The following is a 14,829-nucleotide window of genomic DNA, read 5'->3' as shown; positions in this document are numbered from 1 at the left end:
GCCCAAGGATGGGTTCACAGCGCCTCCTCGTAGACCTATCGCCGGGTTAGCCCCGGCTCACTATCTGCTTAATTCACTCATGTTCAGCCGCCCAAAACGCTTCAATCAAGCCCCGGCTGGACGCATCCATACGCGATAGATCGCCCTGGTGATCAATGATTTTCTGGGTATCGGTGGCAATTTTTTTGCCCAGTTCAACGCCCCACTGATCAAACGGGTTGATATCCCAAATCACCGCCTGAACAAAGACTTTATGCTCGTATAGCGCGATAAGCGAACCCAGGGTCGCAGGGGTAAGCTGGTCGAGCAGCACCGTGGTCGAAGGCTGGTTGCCCCGGTAACGTTTGTGCGCTGGCGTTGGGCCGTCTTCTTCCAGGGCATCGTCGCCAAGCATCAGCACGCGCGATTGGGCAAAGCAGTTGGCCAACGCTAGGCGGTGCTGGGTTTTCAGATGGCGACGCGTATCCGGGTCTTCCACTTCGTCATAGCGCTTCAGCGGTGCGATAAAATCGCACACCACCGGCTGGGTGCCTTGGTGCAGCAACTGATAGAACGCGTGCTGAGCGTTGGGACCCAGCTGGCCCCAGAGCACCGGGCAGGTGGAGTAGTTGATCGGCTGGCCTTGGCGGGTGACCGACTTGCCGTTGGATTCCATTTCCAACTGCTCAAGATAGGCGGCGAAATACTCTAACCGCCCGTCATAGGGCAAAATAGAGTGGGCGCGAATATCCAGGAAATTGACGTTCCAAATGCCCGCTAACGCCAGCAGCACGGGCAGATTTTCGGCCATTTCTGCCTTAGCGAAGTGGCGATCCATGGAATGCGCACCGGCTAAAAACGCGCGGAAATTTTCCATCCCCACCACCAGCGCAATCGGCAATCCAATGGTGCCCCATAGCGAGTAGCGTCCGCCTACCCACTCCCAGAAGGTTAACTGGTGGTCGTCAGCAATGCCCCACTCGGCCATTTTTTCTGGGCTCGCCGACACTCCGATAAAATGTTGGCGCACGACTAACTCAGCGCTGATCGGTGTCGCGCCGTGCTGGGTGAGTTGGCTCAATAGCCACTCCCGCGCGGTGTTAGCGTTAGACAGCGTATCAATGGTGGTGAATGACTTAGACGACAGTACAAAGAGGGTAGTTTCAGGGTTCAAGCGGCTGAGATAATCCGCTAACTGGGAGCCGTCCATGGTGGAAGCAAAATGCACCTCTACCGGATGAATATCTTTGGGACGATAATCCGCTAGCGCATGGGTAACCATGAGCGGCCCCAGATCGGAACCACCGACACCCAGATTCACCACGTGCCGAATCGGCTTGCCAGTGGCACCTCGCCACTGGCCGGCATGCAATCGGCCAACCAAGCGCTCCATCTGGGCCAGGCTCTCATGCACAGCCGCAACGATATCGTCACCCTCAACCTCAAGCGTGGCATCGGCGGGCAAACGCAACGCCGTGTGTAACGCTGGGCGATTTTCGCTGACATTCACCCGCTTACCGCTTAGCAGTGCCTCAATGGCGGAAGGCACGCCAGCTTCGCTGGCCAGGGTAAACAGATGTTCCAGCGTATCGTCATCCCAGCGCTGCTTGGAAAGATCCAGCGTCAAGCCCGCCACCTGGCGAGTAAAGCTTTCCCAGCGGGAAGGCTCGGTACCAAACAGTGTTTTCAAGTGAACATGCTGCAGCGTTTCAGCGTGATGTTTCAGCGTCTGCCACGCGGGTAAGGTATCGGGGGTAGCGTTTGATGCTGAGGCCATGTGGCATCTCCAGTGGCGTCGTTCCGTGCAGGGTCTGTTCCGGCATACTGTTCCGGCATACTGTTCTGACTTACTGTTCTGACTTGCTGTTCTGACTTACAAAGGACGCGTAAACTACGCAGCCTTATTATTAATTCTGGTTTGACCATGAGTGATGCATCTTACCGCGACGCTATCTTTTCGACACCCCTAGACAAGGTGGCGAGGTTTTCCTTTGATGAACAGGTCGTCGCGTGCTTCCCCGACATGATTCGTCGTTCGGTGCCCGGCTATGGGCAGATTCTAGGCATGCTGAGCTTAATCGCCCAGCGCCACCTGCGCCACGGCGCCCACGTTTACGATCTGGGCTGTTCGCTGGGCGCCTCGGGGTTGGCCCTTGCTGGCGCGCTGCCCGCCGACGCTTTTCGCTACACCGGGGTAGACCTGTCACCGGCCATGGTCGAACAGGCTCGCCAAACCTTTTTAGAAGAATGCCCGAACCATGCCATGCGCGTGGAAGAAGCCGATATTCGTACTCTCGAGTATGCGCCTTCGGGGATGATCATTCTTAACTTTACGCTTCAGTTTTTGCCCCCCGCCGATCGCGATGCGCTGTTAGCACAGCTATATGACGCACTGGAACCCGGCGGCGTACTCATTCTGTCGGAAAAAACCGTGGATGCCGACGAGCGCGACAACGCTTGGCGAGTGGAGCGTTACCATGACTTCAAGCGCGCCAATGGCTACAGCGATTTAGAAATCAGCCAGAAGCGCACGGCGCTTGAGAATGTGCTGGTGCCGGACACGCTCGAAGCCCTTCACGAACGTCTAAAGCAGGCAGGCTTTCCACGCTCAATGACTTGGTTCCAGTATTTGAACTTCGCCTCACTGATTGCCTTTAAGCCATGAGTATCTGGGTCTTGCTGGCCGCTGGTGCACTGGTTATCTATCTGACTACCGCTTGGTGGCATTCGCGCAAGCCCTTACCCCCTGGCCTTAGCGTCAAAGGCGAGTGGCGTTCGCCGATAGCGCCACGCCTGCTGCTCGACGAGACCTTTGTCGATGCCGACGGCCAGCGCCACTGCAGGCAGCAAATTTTCGACGAAATATTGCGCCTGATCGGACAGGCCGAAAAGCTGGTCGTACTGGATATTTTTCAGTTCAACGACCCCGCTGACGAACGCCACGACTGTCATCGTCAGGTATCGGTGGCGCTGCGCGATGCCCTGCTGGCCCGCAAGCGCCAATGCCCCGAGGTTGAGATCGTGATGATCACCGACCCTATCAACGCCGTCTACGGCGGGCGCGAGCTTGTCCATCATAGTCAGCTGGAAGCGGCTGGCATCCGCATCGCCACCACCGACTTGACTATCGGGCGCGACCCCAACCCCAGTTGGACAGCGCTGTGGCGGTTATGCTTGCGCTGGCTTCCCATCTCGCCGCGCGGCGGCTGGCTACCCAACCCTCTCGGGCCTGGCAAGGTTGGCCTGCGCAGCTACCTAACGCTGCTCAACCTCAACGCCAACCATCGCAAGACCCTCGTGGTTGATGAAGGCGAGCGCTGGACCGCCATCGTCAGCTCCGCCAACGCCGACGACGACAGCAGCGACTACCGCGATGTGGCGCTGCGCGTCTCCGGCGCTATCGCCCTCGACCTGCTTGCCTCCGAGCGCGAGATCGCCGCCCGCAGCGGGGTGACGATCGGCCACGCTCAGCCGCCAGCCGCTGACACCAACGCAAATAGCCGTGCGCCGCGCCTGAGGCTGCTCAGCGAAGGCGCCATCAAACGCGCGCTGCTGGCGATCATTGATGACGCCCGCGCCAGCGAGCAGCTTGATATTGAGGTGCTGTATCTTTCTCACCGCGGCGTCATCACCACCCTGACCAGGGCGGTGGCGCGAGGAGTCGGGGTGCGCGTGCTGCTCGACCCCAACCACCATGCCTTTGGCGTCGCCGGCAGCGGCATCCCCAACCGGCAGGCGGCCAACGACCTTCTCGCCGCCGGCATTCAACTGCGCTGGAGCGCTACCCACGGTGAACAGGCTCACAGTAAGGTGCTGCTACGCCACGCTGGCGATCGCCCTGCGCACCTACTGCTGGGCTCGGCTAACTATACGCGGCGCAGCCTCGACGATCTCAACTTCGAAGCCAATCTTGAGTGGGTCGCCGCGAGCGATGACCCGATAATCGCAACGGCCCAAGCCTCTTTTGAGCGCCACTGGCACAATACCAACGCCGAGTACTACAGTATTGGCCCCGAGGCATACCTCGACGCTTCCCGTCGCCGCTACTGGCAGTATCGACTGATGGAAGCCAGCGGCTGGTGCACTTTTTAGCCATACGTGAGACAGCGAGACACCCATGACCCACCCCCACCGCGAGCTCTACCATGCCTTTATTGACCAGGGCCTGGACACCTGGCTAGCGCGTCTACCGAAACAGCTGGCCCATGGGCTCGACCGCAACCGCCACGGCGACCTGCCCGCCTGGGAAAAGGCCGTCGCCAAACTCCCCGTACTGCCCGGTGGACGTCATGTTCAGTTGGACAGCGATACCGTCACCGTTGACCTCGCCCTTAGCGATAGCCAGCAGCGCCAGTGCTTCAACCTGCTAAGAAAGCTAGCCCCCTGGCGTAAAGGCCCCTTTCAACTAGGCGGCATTCATATTGACACCGAGTGGCGTTCAGACTGGAAGTGGCAACGAGTGGCTCCACACCTGGCGCCGCTAAAATACCGGAAGGTGCTCGACGTTGGTGGTGGCAGCGGCTATCACGCTTGGCGGATGGCGGGCGCGGGCGCAGCCTTTGTGCTGGTAATTGACCCTTCGCCACGCTTCTACTGGCAGTTTCAGGCAGTGCGCCACTTTGTCGGCGATGCCGATGGCGGGCGAACACAATTTTTACCGGTAGGCATTGAAGATGTACCGGAAAACCTGGGCTTTTTCGATACAGTTTTCTCCATGGGGGTGCTCTACCATCGACCTGCCCCGCTGGAACATCTTCAGCAGCTAAAAGCAGCCTTGACGCCCGGCGGCGAGCTGGTGCTGGAAACCCTGGTGGTTGAAGGCGACGAACAAACGGTATTTATGCCCGGAGAACGCTATGCCGCCATGCCCAACGTCTACTTCCTGCCCTCTTCCAAAGCGCTGTGCCACTGGCTGGAACGCTGCGGGTTTACCAACGTGCGCGTGGTAGATGAAGCCGTCACCACGTTAGACGAGCAGCGCTCAACCGAGTGGATGACCTACCAATCACTGGCTGATTTTCTTGACCCCAATGACCGCACCCGCACCATTGAAGGCTACCCAGCACCGCGCCGGGCGGTCATTATCGCTAACAAGCCAGAATAGAAGTTGCCTGCATTCAAACTCAGCGCCGCAAAATCACCAGCCAGCGGCCTAGGTTCATCACGCTGGCCAACGAAGCAGCCACGTAGGTAAAGGCGCAGGCGGTGAGAACGTGGCGGGCGCCAGGCATATCGTAAGGCGGCACGTACTCTTTGAGCAGCGGCAGTGCACGGTTAAAGCTGGCATCAAACTCGACCGGCAGGGTCACTAGGTGCACCAACGCGGCGGTACCAAAACTGATCACCGCCATGGCAATCACAATGGCTAGGCCACCGGGCAGGCGCGTCAACAGGAATAGAAACGGCGCGGCCATCATCAATAGAGCGCCGAGCTTCTCGGCTTTTTGGGCAACGCCCACTAAGCGACTACGGGCCAGTAGCGGCGCATAGCCCTGATGATGCTGAATAGCGTGCCCTACCTCATGAGCAGCCACCGTGACAGCGGTTAGCGAACGCCCATCGTAGTTATCCGGTGAAAGGCGCACGCAACGCGTTTCAGGGTCGTAATGATCGCCAAATTCGGTGCGCTCAACGCTCGCCCCCTCAATGCCTAGTCGGCGCAACAAGTGATCAGCAAGCTCGGCGCCCGTGCCTGGGTAATCATCACGGCCACGGGTATGGCGTTTGAGTACCCATTTAGCCCATACGTTCGGCAGCACAAAAACGGCCAGTGCAAAAATGATCAGCAAAACAACCATGGCGACCTCTAAAGGCGAACAATAGGGTTGGTTTTACCATGAGGGCTGACATGACAACAGCGTTGTTACGCGGGATCGTTGCGGTGATCGTCTACATCGCGTTGAACTGCCGCTAAACCGTGGGCGGAGATATCCCCCTGGGCATGGGCGTGTTCGGCAATCAGCACGCTATCGGCCGCGAGCACTAGCTCGCATTGAATGCCTGCTATCTCATCGCGCAAACGCTGGATCGCCACTTCCCGCTTCGGGTCTTTATCCACACGGCGAATATAAATCGCTTTAATTCGATTTGGGTAGGCTTTGACGATCTCGATATACACCTCGGGATCATGCTGGCCACTATCACCAATCAAAATGCACGGCATATCGCTATAGAGGGTCAGCATTCGGTCGATCAAGTCGCGCTTATGCTCTTCCGCACGGCGCGGCCAAGGTTTGCGCCACGAGATTCCCCACTCGCGTAAAAACAAAATAGGCCCCACGGGAATACGATTAATCTGAAAGAAGGTTTCAAGTATTTCGTAAATCGCCCATGGTCCACGCGACACATACAATATTGGCCGCTCGGCACGCCCATCAATGCCCCGGTGCAGCGCTTGATAGAGCGCTGCCACACCGGGAAAAGCAGTACGACGGTGAGGTTTTTTGACAAATAGGCGATAAAGCATTTTGAGCTTTTCCGCTACGCCAGTGAACATGACAGTGTCATCGATATCACTGATGATCAGCAAATCCGTCTCCGGCGGCGGCACGTAAACTTCGACATGGGTGCGTATTGGCGACTCGCCAGGACAATGCACCAAAATGTCGGCGCGGTGCCAGGAAATATCAATCGGGAGCGGGTCACTGATCGGCAAATGCACATCGAAATAACCATCGCGATCGGTGCTGACACAAAGCTTATTTTCGCCAATATGAACTTCTACATGGGCGTTGGCGAGCCCCTGACGAAAAATCCGCCTCGCCACGTCAGCGGTATCACGTAGCATGCCATGGCGTGGGATTGCTCGACCCAGGGCCGCTTGGCGAAACACCCGGCCCATAACAAATACTTCTCGCTGGGAGCCGTAACCGCGGTAAGGGTGCACCACCATCCCGCCACGGCTACCGTCACCTTTGATGGGTTTGGCAATAATGTGGACAAGCCTTTTAACAAAGCTTGCCCACTGGCGAAGTAGCCCCATCAAGCGTGCTGACCGGAGTGACGCCCTTCTTGAAGCTCTTCGAGTAACTTGGCGTTAAAGGCATCCAAATCTTTCGGCGTACGACTGGTCACAAGACCGCTGTCCACAACAACGGGCTCGTCGACCCACTCAACGCCTGCGTTGCGTAAATCCTGGGCCACGCTGGGCACTGAGGTCATACGGCGGCCTTCAACCACACCCGCATTAATTAAAATCCACGGTGCATGGCAAATAGCCGCCACTGGCTTGCCTGCCTGGAAAAACGCTTTAACAAAGTTTAACGCCTCTTCGTTGGTACGCAGCTCATCCGGGTTAAACAGGCCACCGGGCAGCACCAGCGTGTGATAGTCAGACTCGTTGACATCGGCAAGGGCTTTATCAGCCGCATAGGTGTCACCCCAGTCGGTTTCTGCCCAGGCGCGTATCCCTTTGCCATCAGGTGTGACCACGTGAACCTCGACACCCTCTTTTTGCAGGGCAGCGCGCGGTACGCTCAGCTCAGATTCTTCAAAACCGTTGGTAGCTAAAATAGCCACGCGTTTACCATTGAGTGCTTGCTTCATCATGCTCTCCTTTTCGTGATGATGTACATTCATATCGCACCACAAGTGTGGCGTATACAACAACAGCGTCAAGCTATCCTGCTAACGATACCGATTACCGAATAGAGACTAGCCATTAGCGCCCTAAGCGTTATGCAAAATCTTACCGGTCTCCGCAATATCGTAACCACACAGCTTTTTCGCTTGCTCGGCAAAACGCGCTTGATGAGCAAATACCATCAGCCGCTGTACTGAAGGTTCAAAATAGCTGCGCCGCTGCATAATTAAATCAAAGTGTTCCACGCAAAGTGGAACGAAGGCCAACTGCTGGCGATGGGCGGCAGCTTCTACCCCCAGACCAACATCCGCTTCGCCCTGGCCAATGCTGAGTGCTAAATCATCTTCACTTAAAGAAGCATGCGGCGCCCACTTTATCGCCGAGCGTTCAATGCCTGCTTGTTGTAATAAACAGCTCAGCAACCGCGCTGCTCCGGCGTCAGGCTGGCGGTGTGCGACGCAGACGCCGGATCGTTGTAAATCGCTCAGCCCGGTGATGCCCAGCGGGTTGTTAGCGGGCAAGAGCAGCCCCTGACGGCGCTTTGCCCAGCGCACCATTAATAGGTCACGCATGCCGCTCAAGCCTAGCGCGCCGGGCTCATTGTAGCGTTGGGTGGAAGCATCCAGCAGATGGATACCCGCCAGCATCGCCTTGCCGTCAAGCAACCGCCGAACACCGTCGCCACTGCCTTGGCAGAGCATCGCCAAATCAGAGCCGCTTTCCCGGACCGCCCATTCCAGCAGCGGGTCCTGGCTACCCGCAACCACTAGCGGCACTGATAAACGCTGAGCCTGATCACCTTCCAAATGGTTCAGCACCCATAAATCAATCTGTTGACGGGGAAACAGCAGCTTTCCTGTTACCCGGCTACAGGGAATCTGGCCCTGGCGAACCAAGTCATACACTTTGCGCTCTTTCAGGCGCAGGTAGTCGGCGACTTCCGCAGTGGTCAAATAAGCATGTCGTTCAGTCATCACAATGAGCCTCTTAGCGGTGGTGGTACACCACCAGCAATTTACTGCATAAGACTGCATTAATTTCAGCTAGCAGTGCAATCGGTCATTTTTCGGTACATTATGCCAAATCACACCTAATAACGACGCCAACGCTCAATGCTGACCAGTGACAACGCCTTTGGTACTGCCCTCGCGCTGATCCTAACGATGGATAGCGCGTTAATCTCTATCGTGATGCTCTCGCTACAGGTATCGCTGACGGCAGTGATGGCGGCCAGCCTGATAGCTTTGCCCCTAGGCGCCGCCTTGGCGTTATGGCGTTTTCCCGGGCATAACGCCGTGATTGTCGCCCTTAATGCACTTATGGGCTTACCCCCTGTGGTCGCAGGGCTGTGCGTTTACTTACTGCTTTCACGCGCAGGCCCCTTAGGTGAGTGGGGATTGTTGTTTACCCCCACAGCGATGGTGGTTGCGCAAGTAATTTTGGTACTACCCATTATCGCCGCCCTTACCCGGCAGCAGGTTGAAGCGCTCTACGGCGAGTATGCCGAGCAGCTGAACTCACTGGGGCTTACGCGCCTGCGTATGATCCCCACCCTGCTTTGGGACGCACGCTTTGGGTTGATAACGGTAATTCTAGCGGGCTTTGGTCGCGCCAGCGCCGAGGTGGGCGCGGTAATGATTGTGGGCGGCAATATCGATGGCGTCACCCGCGTGATGACCACCAGCATTGTGCTGGAAACCAGCAAGGGCAATCTCCCCATGGCGCTTGGTTTAGGGATCATTCTGCTTGCCCTGGTCACCCTGATTAATGCTATTGCCCATATGATTGGCGAAACGGCTAAAAGGCGGCTGGGATGAACGCCCATCACACGCCCCCCGTCGCCACTCTTGAACTCGATAACGTGGGCTTTGTGCACCGTGGTAACACGTTGCTCAAGCCAACTACGCTGCGCCTATCAGGTTGCCAGCGAACGCTAATCATGGGTCCGAATGGTGCTGGCAAGAGCCTGTTAATGCGTTTGGCCCACGGCCTGTTGACACCCACCTCTGGCACAGTGCGCTGGCAAGGTGATCAGCCTGCGCAAGCCATGGTTTTCCAACGCCCAGTGCTACTGCGTCGATCTGCGCTGGATAACCTTACCTATGTGCTAGCCATCAGCAAAGTGGCGCCACCAGAACTTAAAGCATTACCTCGGAAAGCGCAGGCGATGAGTGCGCTAGAAAAATTTGGCTTAGCCCATTTGGCCAAACGACCGGCTCGGGTACTTTCCGGGGGCGAGCAGCAGCGTCTAGCGTTAGCGCGGGCTTGGCTGCTTAACCCCCAAGTGCTGTTTTTGGACGAGCCTACCTCCGCGCTAGACCCCGCTGCCATCAAAGCCGTTGAAGATGCGGTACTTGAGTTTCACCATCGCGGCACACGCATCATTATGACCACCCATGATTTGCATCAGGCGCGGCGCTTAGCGGATGACGTGCTATTTTTGCATAACAACGAATTACTCGAACACACACCGGCTAGACACTTTTTTACCGCCCCCACTTCACGCGAAGCGGGGGCGTTTATTCGGGGCGAACTGGTTTGGTAGCCCTGGGACCACGAGCAAGGAGCGAGAAATGAACAAGACTACCGCATTATTAACCGCAGGCGCCCTGGGGCTGACTTGCAGCGGCACACTGATGGCTGCCGATGACTACATCACCCTGGCCTCAACCACGTCGACCGAAAACTCAGGTTTGTTCGATGCCATTATCCCGACCTTCACTGAAAAGACAGGTATTGAGGTACACGTGGTGGCCGTGGGTACTGGCCAGGCATTTGAAATTGCCCGCCGTGGCGATGCCGACAGCCTACTGGTTCACGATACCGCTGGCGAAGAGCAGTTTGTAGCCGATGGCTACGCCACTGAACGCCTGGATGTGATGTACAACGATTTCGTCATTGTTGGCCCCAGCAGTGACCCTGCGGGCATCAGCGATAGCGAAACCGTTATTGATGCCATGCAGCATATTGCTGAAAGCGAGTCGCCCTTCGCCTCAAGGGGTGACGATAGCGGCACTAATCGCGCGGAATTGCGCTTGTGGGAAGATGCGGGCGTTACGCCACAGGGTGAGTGGTACCGCGAGTTGGGCAGCGGCATGGGCCCCACGCTAAACACCGCCGCGGGCATGGATGCCTATGCCATGACCGACCGTGCCACCTGGGTCGCCTTTGACAACCCGCAAGACTTAACGCTGTTGTTTGAAGGCGATGAAGCGCTATTCAATCAATATGGCAGCCTATTGCTATCGGCAGAGCGTCACCCGCACTTGAAGCACGACCTCGCCGCCCAGTGGCACGAGTGGCTGGTTTCTGAGCAGGGCCAGCAAGCGATTGCGGATTTTGAGGTAGATGGTCAGCAGCTGTTTTTCCCTAACGCTGAGTAATATTTCAACTCATCCAAAAAAACGGCACGCCTTCAAGGCGTGCCGTTGTGCTTTGTGCTGCAGTGGGTGCACCCAAGCTTTTTAGCGGTTAAATAAGCCGCTAATATCTTTAGCTTCCCAGTGGGGGAAATGCTTACGTACCAGGGCATTTAGATCCTGCTCAAACGCTGCCCAGTCGGTAGCATTCGAAGTACTGCCTGGCGCGCTTGCTGTACCGCGAATCATGCCGGCACCCACGGTCACGTTGGTTAGCCGGTCAACGATAATAAAGCTCCCGGTGCCTGGGCTGGTGCGATAATTATCGACAGGAATAGCGGCGGTCAACTCCACGTCACAGCGAGCAATCGCATTGAGCCCTAGCGAGTGAGTGGGATGTTTCTCCAGGGTATTAACATCAATTTGGTAATTAATCGCACTGACTTGGCCGGAAAGATCCCGCGTGGCGAGTTTAAAATCAAACAATTTACCCGGCGTTAACACCTCCTCATGCATCCAAACAATATCGGCTTGAAAGGTATTCGAAAGCGGTAGTTCGCTATCCGCCGCTACCAGCCAGTCGCCGCGGGAGATATCGATTTCATCTTCCAGAGTTACTGTAATGGCTTGGCCTGGATAAGCCGCCGTCAGGTCGCCGTCAAAAGTGACTACCCGTGCAACCCGCGAGGTTTTACCCGACGGCAGTACTTTAACGGCTTGGCCTGGGCGCAACACACCCGCTGCTAAGGTGCCGCAATAACCGCGAAAATCAAGGTTCGGACGGTTCACGTACTGTACCGGTAAGCGCAGATCGCTTAGATTCTGGTCGCGGGTAATTTCGACGCTTTCCAATAGTTCGATCAGCGTCTGACCTTCATAATCGGGGGTAAAATACCAGGGCGTTTGTTCGCTGGGATTGACCACGTTGTCGCCATTCAGCGCCGACATGGGCACAAAGCGAATATCCGGCGCCTTCAGGTTTTCAGCAAACGCTTGGTATTCGGCAACGATTTCATTGAAGCGCTGCTCGGAGAAATCCACCAGATCCATCTTATTGACTGCAATCACCAAGTGCTGAATACCCAACAGGTCGGCAATAAAGCTATGGCGACGAGTCTGGGTCTGCACGCCATAGCGGGCGTCGATCAGGATAATCGCCAGGCTGGCCGTTGAAGCGCCCGTGGCCATGTTGCGGGTGTACTGCTCGTGCCCTGGGGTATCGGCGATAATAAACTTGCGCTTATCGGTGGAGAAAAAGCGGTACGCCACATCAATGGTAATGCCCTGCTCGCGTTCCGACTGCAGGCCATCCACCAACAGCGCCAAGTCAACGGTATCACCGGTGGTGCCGCTAGTTTTAGAAGCCTGCGTGATCGCTGCCAGCTGATCTTCAAAGATCATTTTCGAGTCGTGGAGCAGACGGCCAATCAGCGTCGATTTACCGTCGTCGACGCTGCCGCAGGTAATAAAACGCAGCAGGTCTTTGTTTTCATGCTCGTGCAGGTATTCTTCGATATTGTCGGCGATTAAAGTAGATTGATGAGACATATTAAAAATAGCCCTCGCGCTTTTTCTTCTCCATCGAACCCACTTGATCGCGGTCAATGGCACGGCCACTGCGCTCGCTGGTACGGGTCAGCAGCATCTCTTGGATAATTTCTGGAAGCGTTGCCGCTTCGGATTCTACTGCGCCGGTCAGTGGGTAGCAGCCCAGGGTTCTAAACCGCACCGACTTTTCTTCCGGCACTTCACCAGGCGCTAACGGCAAGCGGTCGTCATCGACCATTACCTGCATACCGTCGCGCTCAACGACCGGGCGCTTGGCCGAGTAGTAGAGCGGCACAATGGGGATCGACTCTAAATAAATGTACTGCCAGATATCCAGCTCGGTCCAGTTGGAGAGCGGGAACACGCGAATAGACTCACCTTTGTTAACCTTGGCGTTATACACGTTCCACAGCTCAGGGCGCTGATTCTTGGGATCCCAGCGGTGATATTTGTCGCGGAACGAATAAACACGCTCCTTAGCCCGCGTGGCCTCTTCATCCCGACGGGCACCACCAAAAGCCGCGTCAAACCCGTATTTATCCAGCGCCTGCTTGAGCGCCTGGGTTTTCATGATGTCGGTGTATTTGGCACTGCCGTGATCGAAGGGGTTGATATTGGCGGCTCGCCCCTCTTCATTGGTATGCACGATCAGCTCCATACCCGCCTCTTTGGCCATGCGGTTGCGGAACTCAATCATCTCGCGAAACTTCCACGTGGTGTCCACATGCAGCAGCGGGAATGGTGGGGTGCCGGGATAAAAGGCTTTACGCGCCAGATGCAGCATTACCGACGAGTCTTTGCCGATGGAGTACATCATCACCGGGTTGGAAAACTCGGCGGCGACTTCACGAATAATATGAATAGACTCGGCTTCTAACTGCTTGAGGTGGGTCAAGCGCGCCGCATCAGGAGCGCTTGGTGCCTCTCGCTGCGACGCTGAAGAAACAGTAGACAATTGGGTCATGGCCCCTTACCTCACAAAAACAAGCTCGTCACACAGGCTAAGAGCAGTGTACGTACTAGAAATATACATTTTAATAGAGGTAGGGTAACGCCAAGCTGATAATAACCCAAAAGAATTAATAACTATCTTTTTATTCCTAAATCACCTATCTAAAATCATCTATCTAAAATCATCTATCTAAAATCAATAATGCGATAGGCCTATTAATCAATACGCTCAATCCAGCTCTGCCACTCACTGCCCAGCGTATCGCTCCACGCTAAATCGATAACCCGATAGCCAGGCCGGGAAGTTTCATCAATAGCAAACTGCTCGGCACCGGGCAGAAACTGATCCGCTATCGCCGGGCAGCCATAAACATCAATAGTCGCTTCACCTACGCTGTGTTGTTCGGCGTAAGCTTGATGAACGTGACCAAACAGAATGATCTTAACGTGCGGGTGTTTACCTAGCCGCTGCCAAAACGCGTCGCGGTCTTGCAGGCCAATGGCATCCATCCACGCTGCCCCAACGTCTACCGGCGGGTGATGCATCGCGATCAGCGTGGGGCGATCGTCTGCTTTTAGTTGCTCATCAAGCAAAGCTAGCTGTTCGCTGCCCAGCGACCCAAACGGTTTGCCCTCCACCTGGGTTTTAAGCAGCAGGAAGCGCCACGAACCCACGTCCACTTGATCGACCAGCGGGCGTTCAGCCGCCATCAACTCAGGCTGGTCGTGATTACCCGGCAGCCAGTGCCAGGGGCAAGCCAGTGGCTCTAGCGCCTGTACAGCCAAGGCGTAGGAAGCGGCGGATTCGTCTTGGCTAATATCACCGGTAAACAGCACGATATCGGGCTGTTCAGCGACAACAGCACTCAGCACTTGCTGAAACTGACGCCAAGGCACACCCGCACGGGAACGCATTTGGGTATCCGCATAGAGATGGGCGTCGGTAATTTGAACCACACGCATTAAGGCGCCTCCGACGCATAGTGGACGTGACCGTGAGCAAGGCCATGCGCTAACCACTCGCCTAAGAAACGGTTGAGCTGAAGCTTTTCATCCGGCTGATGCATACGCGCATTGGGGTAGCGGTAGCGGCCATTAAAATGACGCTCGCGCTGAAAATCGGTCACCTCCGCCATACGCACATCGTGATACAGGTGCACGCGCATACGAGGCCCTTCCAACACTGTATCGAGCGGACCGGTTTGGGAGATATCCACCATAGTGGTATAAGGCGCCTGCTCGTGAATATAAAGCTGCAAATCACCAAAATGCTGTTTATTACCACGCAGGGCGATCTCACGGCGCTGGCCGGCCTCCATATCGCCCACCAAGCGCACCAAACGTAAATAGTTGGCGCTGCACTCCCCTTGGAGCGATTTTAAATCGGTGACATAGGCCGTTCTCGCCATG

Annotated in this window: 15 protein-coding genes; 6 read left to right on the top strand and 9 right to left on the bottom strand. The window is 56.2% G+C overall.

Features of this window, described 5'->3' with window-relative positions; all coding sequences use genetic code 11:
- Positions 1–73: 73 nt before the first annotated feature.
- A complete protein-coding gene (gene pgi / locus RZA33_RS07385; protein ID WP_317507210.1) occupies positions 74–1,756 on the bottom strand; it encodes a glucose-6-phosphate isomerase in 1,683 nt (560 codons plus the stop codon).
- A 147-nt stretch (positions 1,757–1,903) separates the two neighbouring features.
- On the opposite strand from pgi, the gene cmoA reads away from it, so the two are divergent.
- From cmoA to cmoB, 3 genes are read left to right on the top strand one after another with little or no spacing between them, the layout of a single operon-like run.
- Positions 1,904–2,644 carry a carboxy-S-adenosyl-L-methionine synthase CmoA gene (cmoA, locus tag RZA33_RS07380; RefSeq protein ID WP_317507209.1) on the top strand — a complete coding sequence of 247 codons (741 nt, stop codon included), beginning with the start codon at positions 1,904–1,906 and terminating at the stop codon, positions 2,642–2,644.
- Positions 2,641–4,071, top strand: coding sequence for a phospholipase D-like domain-containing protein (locus tag RZA33_RS07375; RefSeq protein ID WP_317507208.1), 1,431 nt, complete (start codon positions 2,641–2,643; stop codon positions 4,069–4,071). Before cmoA ends, RZA33_RS07375 begins: the two co-directional genes overlap by 4 nt.
- 25 nt (positions 4,072–4,096) lie before the next feature.
- A complete protein-coding gene (cmoB, locus tag RZA33_RS07370; RefSeq protein WP_317507207.1) occupies positions 4,097–5,083 on the top strand; it encodes a tRNA 5-methoxyuridine(34)/uridine 5-oxyacetic acid(34) synthase CmoB in 987 nt (328 codons plus the stop codon).
- Between the two features lie 19 nt (positions 5,084–5,102).
- On the opposite strand, the gene RZA33_RS07365 is transcribed toward cmoB, so the two are convergent.
- The 4 genes from RZA33_RS07365 to RZA33_RS07350 all read right to left on the bottom strand — a co-directional run bounded on the left by RZA33_RS07365 (position 5,103) and on the right by RZA33_RS07350 (position 8,535).
- Positions 5,103–5,777: a zinc metallopeptidase gene (locus RZA33_RS07365; RefSeq protein ID WP_064236477.1), complete on the bottom strand. Its 675-nt coding sequence runs from the start codon at positions 5,775–5,777 to the stop codon at positions 5,103–5,105.
- 65 nt (positions 5,778–5,842) lie between these two features.
- Positions 5,843–6,961, bottom strand: coding sequence for an App1 family protein (locus tag RZA33_RS07360; RefSeq protein WP_317507206.1), 1,119 nt, complete (start codon positions 6,959–6,961; stop codon positions 5,843–5,845).
- A complete protein-coding gene (locus RZA33_RS07355) occupies positions 6,961–7,524 on the bottom strand; it encodes a type 1 glutamine amidotransferase domain-containing protein (RefSeq protein ID WP_317507205.1) in 564 nt (187 codons plus the stop codon). Before RZA33_RS07355 ends, RZA33_RS07360 begins: the two co-directional genes overlap by 1 nt.
- Positions 7,525–7,647: 123 nt before the next feature.
- The gene (locus RZA33_RS07350; protein ID WP_317507424.1) at positions 7,648–8,535 is read right to left on the bottom strand and encodes a helix-turn-helix transcriptional regulator; all 888 of its coding nucleotides are present in this window, start codon (positions 8,533–8,535) and stop codon (positions 7,648–7,650) included.
- Positions 8,536–8,673: 138 nt separating this feature from the next.
- On the opposite strand from RZA33_RS07350, the gene RZA33_RS07345 reads away from it, so the two are divergent.
- Genes RZA33_RS07345 through RZA33_RS07335 form a run of 3 tightly spaced genes read left to right on the top strand, consistent with a single transcriptional unit; the run spans position 8,674 to position 10,944 of the window.
- On the top strand, positions 8,674–9,378 hold the full coding sequence (locus RZA33_RS07345) for an ABC transporter permease (protein WP_317507204.1): 705 nt from the start codon (positions 8,674–8,676) through the stop codon (positions 9,376–9,378).
- Positions 9,375–10,106, top strand: a complete 732-nt coding sequence (locus tag RZA33_RS07340; RefSeq protein ID WP_317507203.1) for an ATP-binding cassette domain-containing protein — start codon at positions 9,375–9,377, stop codon at positions 10,104–10,106. Before RZA33_RS07345 ends, RZA33_RS07340 begins: the two co-directional genes overlap by 4 nt.
- Positions 10,107–10,134: 28 nt before the next feature.
- A complete protein-coding gene (locus tag RZA33_RS07335) occupies positions 10,135–10,944 on the top strand; it encodes a substrate-binding domain-containing protein (RefSeq protein WP_317507202.1) in 810 nt (269 codons plus the stop codon).
- An 81-nt stretch (positions 10,945–11,025) separates the two neighbouring features.
- Here RZA33_RS07335 and cysN read toward each other — a convergent pair whose 3' ends face one another.
- The 4 genes from cysN to RZA33_RS07315 all read right to left on the bottom strand — a co-directional run bounded on the left by cysN (position 11,026) and on the right by RZA33_RS07315 (position 14,828).
- Positions 11,026–12,468 (bottom strand): sulfate adenylyltransferase subunit CysN, encoded by a 1,443-nt coding sequence (cysN, locus tag RZA33_RS07330; RefSeq protein ID WP_317507201.1) that lies wholly within the window; start codon positions 12,466–12,468, stop codon positions 11,026–11,028.
- A 1-nt stretch (position 12,469) separates the two neighbouring features.
- Positions 12,470–13,432: a sulfate adenylyltransferase subunit CysD gene (cysD, locus tag RZA33_RS07325; protein ID WP_317507200.1), complete on the bottom strand. Its 963-nt coding sequence runs from the start codon at positions 13,430–13,432 to the stop codon at positions 12,470–12,472.
- Between the two features lie 203 nt (positions 13,433–13,635).
- Positions 13,636–14,382, bottom strand: a complete 747-nt coding sequence (locus RZA33_RS07320; RefSeq protein ID WP_317507199.1) for a phosphodiesterase — start codon at positions 14,380–14,382, stop codon at positions 13,636–13,638.
- The gene (locus RZA33_RS07315) at positions 14,382–14,828 is read right to left on the bottom strand and encodes a DUF1249 domain-containing protein (RefSeq protein ID WP_317507198.1); all 447 of its coding nucleotides are present in this window, start codon (positions 14,826–14,828) and stop codon (positions 14,382–14,384) included. The genes RZA33_RS07320 and RZA33_RS07315 overlap by 1 nt, the downstream gene beginning before the upstream one ends.
- Position 14,829 lies beyond the last annotated feature (1 nt).

The organism is Halovibrio sp. HP20-59, assembly GCF_033052795.2.
Lineage (GTDB): Bacteria > Pseudomonadota > Gammaproteobacteria > Pseudomonadales > Halomonadaceae > Vreelandella.
This window is presented reverse-complemented; position numbering and strand designations above follow the sequence as displayed.